9 protein-coding genes are annotated in these 7,014 nt (G+C 72.9%); 3 read left to right on the top strand and 6 right to left on the bottom strand.

Features of this window, described 5'->3' with window-relative positions:
* Nucleotides 1-124: 124 nt before the first annotated feature.
* Nucleotides 125-382, top strand: a complete 258-nt coding sequence (locus tag ACFU7Y_RS36730; protein ID WP_380770961.1) for a hypothetical protein — start codon at nucleotides 125-127, stop codon at nucleotides 380-382.
* Nucleotides 383-437: 55 nt separating this feature from the next.
* Here ACFU7Y_RS36730 and ACFU7Y_RS36725 read toward each other — a convergent pair whose 3' ends face one another.
* Entirely contained in the window at nucleotides 438-980 is a 543-nt protein-coding gene (locus ACFU7Y_RS36725) for a HEAT repeat domain-containing protein (protein ID WP_380770960.1), read from the bottom strand.
* A 171-nt stretch (nucleotides 981-1,151) separates the two neighbouring features.
* Between ACFU7Y_RS36725 and ACFU7Y_RS36720 the strand changes: the two genes are divergently transcribed.
* The gene (locus tag ACFU7Y_RS36720) at nucleotides 1,152-1,880 is read left to right on the top strand and encodes an SDR family oxidoreductase (RefSeq protein WP_380770959.1); all 729 of its coding nucleotides are present in this window, start codon (nucleotides 1,152-1,154) and stop codon (nucleotides 1,878-1,880) included.
* 180 nt (nucleotides 1,881-2,060) lie between these two features.
* Here the strand turns inward: ACFU7Y_RS36720 and ACFU7Y_RS36715 are convergent, their stop codons facing one another.
* The 5 genes from ACFU7Y_RS36715 to ACFU7Y_RS36695 form a co-directional block, all read right to left on the bottom strand.
* Nucleotides 2,061-2,384, bottom strand: coding sequence for a hypothetical protein (locus tag ACFU7Y_RS36715; protein ID WP_380770958.1), 324 nt, complete (start codon nucleotides 2,382-2,384; stop codon nucleotides 2,061-2,063).
* A 120-nt stretch (nucleotides 2,385-2,504) separates the two neighbouring features.
* The gene (locus ACFU7Y_RS36710; protein WP_380770957.1) at nucleotides 2,505-3,383 is read right to left on the bottom strand and encodes an ABC transporter permease; all 879 of its coding nucleotides are present in this window, start codon (nucleotides 3,381-3,383) and stop codon (nucleotides 2,505-2,507) included.
* The gene (locus ACFU7Y_RS36705; RefSeq protein WP_380770956.1) at nucleotides 3,343-4,191 is read right to left on the bottom strand and encodes an ATP-binding cassette domain-containing protein; all 849 of its coding nucleotides are present in this window, start codon (nucleotides 4,189-4,191) and stop codon (nucleotides 3,343-3,345) included. Before ACFU7Y_RS36705 ends, ACFU7Y_RS36710 begins: the two co-directional genes overlap by 41 nt.
* Nucleotides 4,188-4,688, bottom strand: a complete 501-nt coding sequence (locus tag ACFU7Y_RS36700) for a MarR family winged helix-turn-helix transcriptional regulator (RefSeq protein WP_380770954.1) — start codon at nucleotides 4,686-4,688, stop codon at nucleotides 4,188-4,190. Before ACFU7Y_RS36700 ends, ACFU7Y_RS36705 begins: the two co-directional genes overlap by 4 nt.
* Nucleotides 4,689-5,188: 500 nt before the next feature.
* Nucleotides 5,189-5,485, bottom strand: coding sequence for a hypothetical protein (locus ACFU7Y_RS36695; RefSeq protein ID WP_380770952.1), 297 nt, complete (start codon nucleotides 5,483-5,485; stop codon nucleotides 5,189-5,191).
* Between the two features lie 650 nt (nucleotides 5,486-6,135).
* Here ACFU7Y_RS36695 and ACFU7Y_RS36690 point away from each other — a divergent pair.
* A complete protein-coding gene (locus tag ACFU7Y_RS36690; protein ID WP_380770951.1) occupies nucleotides 6,136-6,639 on the top strand; it encodes a hypothetical protein in 504 nt (167 codons plus the stop codon).
* The last annotated feature ends 375 nt before the right edge of the window (nucleotides 6,640-7,014 follow it).

The raw sequence follows: 7,014 nt of genomic DNA, 5'->3' as shown, positions 1-7,014 counted from the left end.
GAGCCGGCCGGCGCCCGGCTCCGCGCGCGCCCCCTTCCCCCGCGGCCGTGCCCGCCACGGCAGCCCGTCCACGGCCCGCACCGGCCGGTCGCAGCCCGGCCGGCCCGGCACGCGAGGTGGGCCTATGGGCGATCTCCTGGGGTTCCTGCGCGCACGCAACGCGCAGGACAACCACGCCTATGCCTACGTGGCGCAGGTCTTCGGCCCCGAGGCGCTCCTCGACCGCCACCCGCCCATGCTCGACCTGGTCGACCAGCCGGCCCGGGAGCACGCCGCGGCGGACCCGTCGGACCCTCGCTCGGCCGGCCTCGGGTACGCGCTGCTCGTCCTGGCGCAGTCCTACGCCGGCCGCCCCGAGTACCGCGAGCAGTGGTGCCCCTGACCGGACGGGCGGCACAACGGCAGGACGGCCCGGCTCGCGCCGGCGCCGGGCCCGTTCACCCGGCCCTGCGGGCGGCGGTCCGTTCGTAGATGGCCCCGCCGGGGATGTACCAGCCTGCCTTCTTGCGGACCGCCGGGCTCGGGTCCTGGGCGTGGGAGGCCCTCAGGGCGGCCACGGCCCGGGCCTCGGCGTGAGCGAACCGGCCGACGAGCTCGGCGGCCCTGGCCCGGACACCTGGGTCGGGGTCGCGGGCCAGGTGGCGCAGGGCGGGTTCGAGGACCCGGTCCGCGCCCGGTGCGCACGTGTCGCCCTTGCACCGGTCGCAGGCCAGGGCGTGGAAGGCGGCGGTCCTCACCCGGGCGTCCGGGTCGTCGGCCATGGCGATGAGCCCGTCCATGGACTCGGTGTCGACCAGGTGGTCCAGCAGCCGGCAGCAGCCTTCCCGGACGGCCGGGCTCTCATGGGCCAGGCCTTCACGGATGGCCCCGGCCGCGCACTGCCCGCGCCGCAGCAGTTCCCGGTAGGCGGCCACCGTGCGCTGAGGGTCTCCGAGACACGAGACGAGGGCGTTGTCGTCGGTTCTGACGAATCCGAGCATGCGCCCAGTGTCGGGCCGCACGGCACGGACCGGCAAAGGAATTTCACCCCGCCGCCGCTGCGGGTGGCTCCTGCGGCCACGGCGGTCGGCCCGCTCGGGTCGGGTGCCATGCCACGCCCCACAGGGGTTCATATGCCATATTTCGGACATGATCCCGACGAAAGGCATGTCATGAAGTTCGCAGTCATCGGCGGCACCGGGCTGATCGGGTCACAGGTCGTCAGGAATCTGAACGCCGCCGGGCACGAGGCGGTGCCGCACTCGCAGTCCACCGGAGTCGACGTCATCAGCGGCCGGGGACTGGACCAAGCGGTGGCGGGGGCCGACGTCGTCGTCAACCTGACGAACTCCCCGACCTTCGACGAAGCCTCCCTCGCCTTCTTCCAGACCTCGATGGACAACCTTCTGGCCGCGGCCCGCAAGAGTGGCGTCGGCCACTTCGTCATCCTCTCGATCGTCGGCGCGGACCAGGTGCCGGAGCTGGACTACTACCGCGCCAAGGTGCTCCAGGAGGACATCCTCGCGGCCGGGCCGATCCCCTACTCGATCGTCCGGGCGACGCAGTTCATGGACTTCATGGACGCCGTCCTGTCCTGGACCGCCGACAGCGAAACCGTCCGGTTGCCCGCCACGCCGATCCAGCCGATCGCCTCCAAGGACGTGGCCGACGCGGTGGCGCAAGTCGCGGCGGGCGCCCCACTGGGCGGCATTCGCAACATCGCCGGCCCCGAGATCTTCCCCCTGGACGAGCTGGGCCGGATCACCCTGTCCCGCAAGGGCGACAACCGTGCCGTCGTCACCGACCCCACCGCCGGCATGTTCGCCGCCGTCAAGGGGGACGTCCTCACCGACACCGACGCCCACCTCGCCCCCACCCGCTACGCGGACTGGCTCTCCTGACTCGCCCGCACCCTCCCGGAGACGCGAACCGCGGGGAGCGCCACGTGCGTACTGCGCGGTGACGGCCTTGAGTTCCGGGCGTTCGAAGGCCTGCCCGGTGAAAAGCCGGCACCCCACGGCACGCCCCCCGGGCTCCGGGCGGGGCTGTGGCCGGCGCCGCGCAGCGGGCGGGTTCCCCCGTCAGGTGACCGCCCGGGCGGCGGACAGGTGCAGCTTGAAGGGCGACCCGCCTGCGCCGGGCGTCCAGCCCTTGGAGCGCGCGCAGCGGATGCCCGCGGCGACCTCCCGCGGCATGACCACGTGCGCCGGCACCGCGTCCGGGGTGCGGAGGGTGGGCCGGCCGGTGTCCACGACGAGTGTCGTTCCGGGGGCGGTCGCGTCCTCCACCGCGTAGCCCAGGGTGCTGCCCTCGTAGTCGCAGCACCAGTGCTGCCTGCTCACGCGCCAGCGGTACGCCACGCCGTCGACGACGATGCGGCGGGAACCCTTCTTGGCCAGTGCCACGATGGCGCCTTTCGGTCTTCGGTTCGTCCGTGTGCCTGTCGGCAGTCTCCTCGGGCGGCCCGCGCATGTCACCGGGTTTCCCGGCGCCGGAGCCGGCGTCGGCGCTCCACCGCGCCCCGCTCAGCGCGCCAGGCGCCCCAGCAGGGCGGAGGAGGCGGCGATGCCGAGGAGGGTGGCGAAGGCGAGGACGGCGAAGTCCAGGGGCAGGTGGGAGGGGGTGCCGATGAGCAGGCCGCGCAGCGCGTCGACCTGGTAGCTGAGCGGGTTGGCCTTGCTGACGGCCTGGAGCCAGCCGGGCATCAGGTCGAGCGGGTAGAGGGCGTTGGAGGCGAAGAACAGCGGCATGGTGACGGCCTGGCCGATGCCCATGAGGCGGTCGCGGGTGAGCACGATGCCGGCGATGGCCATCGACAGGCAGGAGAAGAACGCCGAGCCGAGCAGCACGACGGCCACGACGCCCAGCAGCCGCAGCGGGTTCCACGTCATGGCGACGCCGAGCACGGCGGCGATGAGCACCACCACCGCGGCCTGCAGGACGGCCTTCACCCCGGCGGCGAAGGCCTTTCCGGTGACCAGGGCGGCGCGCGGGGTCGGGGTGACCAGCAGTTTGGTGAGGACCCCGGAGTCCCGCTCCCAGATGATCATGATGCCGTAGAAGATCGCGATGAACATCGCGGACTGGGCGATGATGCCCGGCGCGAGGAAGTCCAGGTACGGGATGCCACCGGTGGGGATGGCCTTGAGGCGGGTGAACGTCTCGCCGAAGATCAGCAGCCACAGCGCCGGCTGGACGGCCCGGGTGTACAGCTCGGTGCGGTCGTGGCGCAGCTTCTGGAGTTCGACGGTGCACATCGCGCCGATGCGGGCGGGCACCAGGCGCCAGCCGGTGCGGACGCGCGGGGGCACCAGCAGCAGGGAGAAGTCGGGGCCGGCGCCGGTGGGGCCGGGCCCTGGGGGCTCAGCCGACGCGGCCTGCGGTGCGGCGGGTTCGGCGGACATCGCTGAAGTCTCCTTCGGTGGCGTCGGTCAGCTGACGGCCGGCGAAGTGGCGGAAGACGTCGTCGAGGCTGGGGTCGCCCTGGGCCGGCTCGGCGTGGCGGACCCGGTCCTTGAGTTCGGCGGGGGTGCCGAGCGCGCGGATGCGGCCGCGGTCCATGAGGGCGATGCGGTCGCAGTGGCGGTCGGCCTCGTCCATGTAGTGGGTGGTGACCAGGACGGTCATGCCGGTGGCGGCCCGTACGGCGTCCACGCGTTCCCACACGCCGGTGCGCGCGATCGGGTCCAGGCCGATGGTGGGTTCGTCGAGGACGAGCAGGCGCGGGGCGCTGACCAGGGCCTGGGCGAGTTCGAGGCGGCGCACCATGCCGCCGGAGTAGGTGGCGGCCATCCGCTCGGCGGCCTCGGTGAGGTCGACGGCGGCGAGGGCCTGGGTGACGCGTTCGGCGCGTTCGCGGCGCGGGACGTCGAAGACGCGGGCGAACAGGGCGACGTTCTCGCGTCCGGTCAGGGCGGCGTCGGCGGACAGCTGCTGGGGGACGTAGCCGAGCAGGCGGCGCACCTGCATGGGGTGGCGGGCGGCGTCGTGGCCGAAGACGCGCACCATGCCGGCGCCGACGGGCAGCAGGATGGTGATCGCGCGGATGGCGGTGGTCTTGCCGGCACCGTTGGGGCCCAGCAGGCCGAACACCTCGCCGGTGCGCACGGTCAGGTCGATGCCGTCGACGGCCCTGGTCGTTCTGCCGCGGCCGTGGCGGAAGACGTACTCCAGGCCCTGGCACACCACCGCGTCCGTGTCCTCGGCGTTCATGCCTCCTCCTCCCCGGGTCCTGCGGGTCCTGCGGGCAGGGTGCGCAGGCCTTCGGCGACCTGCCGCAGGGCGGGCAGGGCTGCGGCCAGGGCCTCGCGCTGGTCGGTGGGCAGCGCGGCGACGATGTCCTCCATCAGCGCGCGGCGGCGCCAGCGCCAGGCCTCGATCCGCTCCACGGCCTCGGGGGTGGCGTGCAGGAGGGCGGCCCGGCGGTCGGCGGGGTCGGTCTCGCGGCGCAGCAGGTGGAGGGCGACGAGCTGGTTGACCAGGGTGGACACGGAGTTGCCGGCCAGGCACAGCTCCTCGGCGGCTTCCGAGACGCGCAGTCCGGGGGTGTCCATCACCAGGTGCAGCAGTTCGACCTGGGCGCCGCGCAGCCGGGGTTCGTCCATCGTCTGCCGCAGGCGGCGGCGGACCAGGCGCTGGATGCCGACGAGGAGGGTGGAGAACTCGTCCGCCGGCGCGACGTCGAGCGCCTGGGGCTCTGTCGCGGTCATACCCTCATTTTAGCTCTCAGTGAGAGCTATCCGTCGAGGGCTCTCATGCTGCCCTCTGTCCGTGCAGGAGGGCGGGCAGGGAGCGGCCGGCGAGGGCCTCGGCGGCGCGGGCCGGCTTGGACACCGAGGCCGCTACGGAACGGAACACCGTCGAGCGGTGCATCAGCCGCCTGAAGCATTGGCGCACCCTGGCCGTGCGCACCGACGAGTTGGCCATCGCCTGCACCGGCCCCGTCCCGGGGGGGGGAGTGGGGCCCGGCGACATCCCCCGCCCCCCCCCCGGAGGCCGGGCCCGGGCGCCCCCCGGCCGGGTGCGTTTTACCCCCGGGGCCCCGGGGGGTGTGTATGGGGCCGGCTCCTTTCCCCACCGCCACCACCCGGTCGTCCGCGCTCGGACGCCGCAGCGCGGTGAGCGTTTCCCGCCGGGAGCCCGGTCCCGCGGGACGGCTGCCGTCCCACCACCACTTCGCACATGCGCGCCAGTCCTGGGGGCTTCGTGTTCACCAAGCATTCCAGAGCGCACCATGACGGTGGTGGACCGGAGGGACATCTGCGTCGTCAAGATCGTGGCCGGCGTGGTGCAGCCCGCGGATCCGCTGGGCGTCGAGCCGGCCCTGGAGCCGGGCCCGGCCTTCAGCCGTAGCGATCTCGGCGGCGAACGAGCCCTTCCTGCAGTAGAGCACCATCCACTGCCAGGAGGTGATCCGACGCCACGTCTTCTTCGGGACAGGGCGACGGCCTTCGCGGGCGGCCCGGGCCAGTTCAGCGTGCGTGTAGCGCAGGTCATACAGGGACATGAACTCCGATGCGCCTTCTCGGACGCGGAGTTGCCTGGGAGTCGTGCGGACGGTTCGGGACATCGAGAGCCTCCGTAGGGCCCTCTGGACTCTCCAGAGGTACCTACGGCGGATGCGTATTGGTCAGCACGACTCCCCCCTCGCCGGTCGGGACGATCTGCCCAGCAGCACAGTAGTCGCGCAAAGGCACGGAGGCCGGGGCCCCCATTGCGGGGCCAAGCCGCTCCGAGATCCTTCACGGAACTGCAGCCAGATCCTCTGACCTGGTCCCGTTCTTCCGGTCCGGTTTGGCCCCGGGTTGGGGTCGCCGGGCGTGTGGTTCCGGTCTGAGGCGGCCCCGGCTTCCGGCATCGGACGGCCCGTCAACGGCCGAGGGCAGGCAGGACGGACGCCCGTACGTGATCGGCTCGGAACTCTCCTTCACGTCCGACGGGACGGGCGAGGTCCGGGCCCCCTCGAACACCCGGCACGGGAAGTCGTCCCCTGCGGCTTCCCGCTGCTGGGCGGTGTGGTCGTCGACGGGTGATCATCCGTCACTGCGCGGATGTGATAAAGGTGTTGCGACCGGGGCGGGAGGATGTCGCACGCTGCCGGCATGCTGGGCGGATCACCGTTTCCGCGGGAATGGGGGGCAGATGTCGGACAGGGTCATGCCGCTGAGCGCGGCGCCGCGGCTGGGTACGTTCAACGGGTTCGGGCGCACGATGCTGGGCAAGACGCGCGTGGACGCCGCGGGGGCCTGCTTCGCCACCCGCTGGTTCACCATGCTGATGCTGCCGATCCGGCCGCTGGGCCGCTACTACGTCAAGGAAGGCGAGACGGTCAGCGTCTCCGGGCGGGCCGGCGCCTCGACGGACACCACCGAGTACGTGTTCCTCGGCGAGGCCGAGCTGCGCGCGAGCGAGGTGATCCGCACCTACCTGTTCTGCTGGGTGGTGGTGCCCCTCGTCGTCGCCGGTCCGGTGACGCTCTTCGGGATCAACGCCGACGCTTTCAGCCGCGCGCACCCGGTCTGGTTCCTCGTGCTGCTGCTCGGGCTCCCCGTCGTCGGCATCATCGCGCTGGCGTGGCTGCTGGTCCTCAACGAGAAGTTCCTCGCGCCGCTGCGCGTGCCGGAGTGGGGCGAAGCCCGGCCGACGAACCGAAGGGCCTGAGGGCCTGAGGGCCTGAGTGCCAATCCTGCGCCCCGCAGGCCTGCTCCGCCCCCGTGCCGGTTCGCCCGCGAGTCGGGTGAGCGCTCGGGTGGTCGTGCCGGTCACAGGGCGATCGGAGGGTGTCCCCGGCTTCAGCCGGGGAGGGAATCCTGTCCTGGGATCGGTGGCGCGGAGCGCCGCCGCGTCCCCGCGTGGCACCGGGCCGTGCGCGGCCCCGCCCCCGTCCGCGCCGGCGAGTTCCCGTACCCGCTGATAGTGCTTGTGTGCCGCCGCCCCGGGCCGAGCCGGGGTGGGTTTTCCGTTTCCTCGTACGGCGGTTCGAAGGGGGCAGGCAGGGTGGGGGCGGATCCGCGGGCCGTGCCGACGGGTTGTTCG

The organism is Kitasatospora sp. NPDC057542 (assembly GCF_042801945.1).
GTDB lineage: Bacteria > Actinomycetota > Actinomycetes > Streptomycetales > Streptomycetaceae > Kitasatospora.
This window is presented reverse-complemented; position numbering and strand designations above follow the sequence as displayed.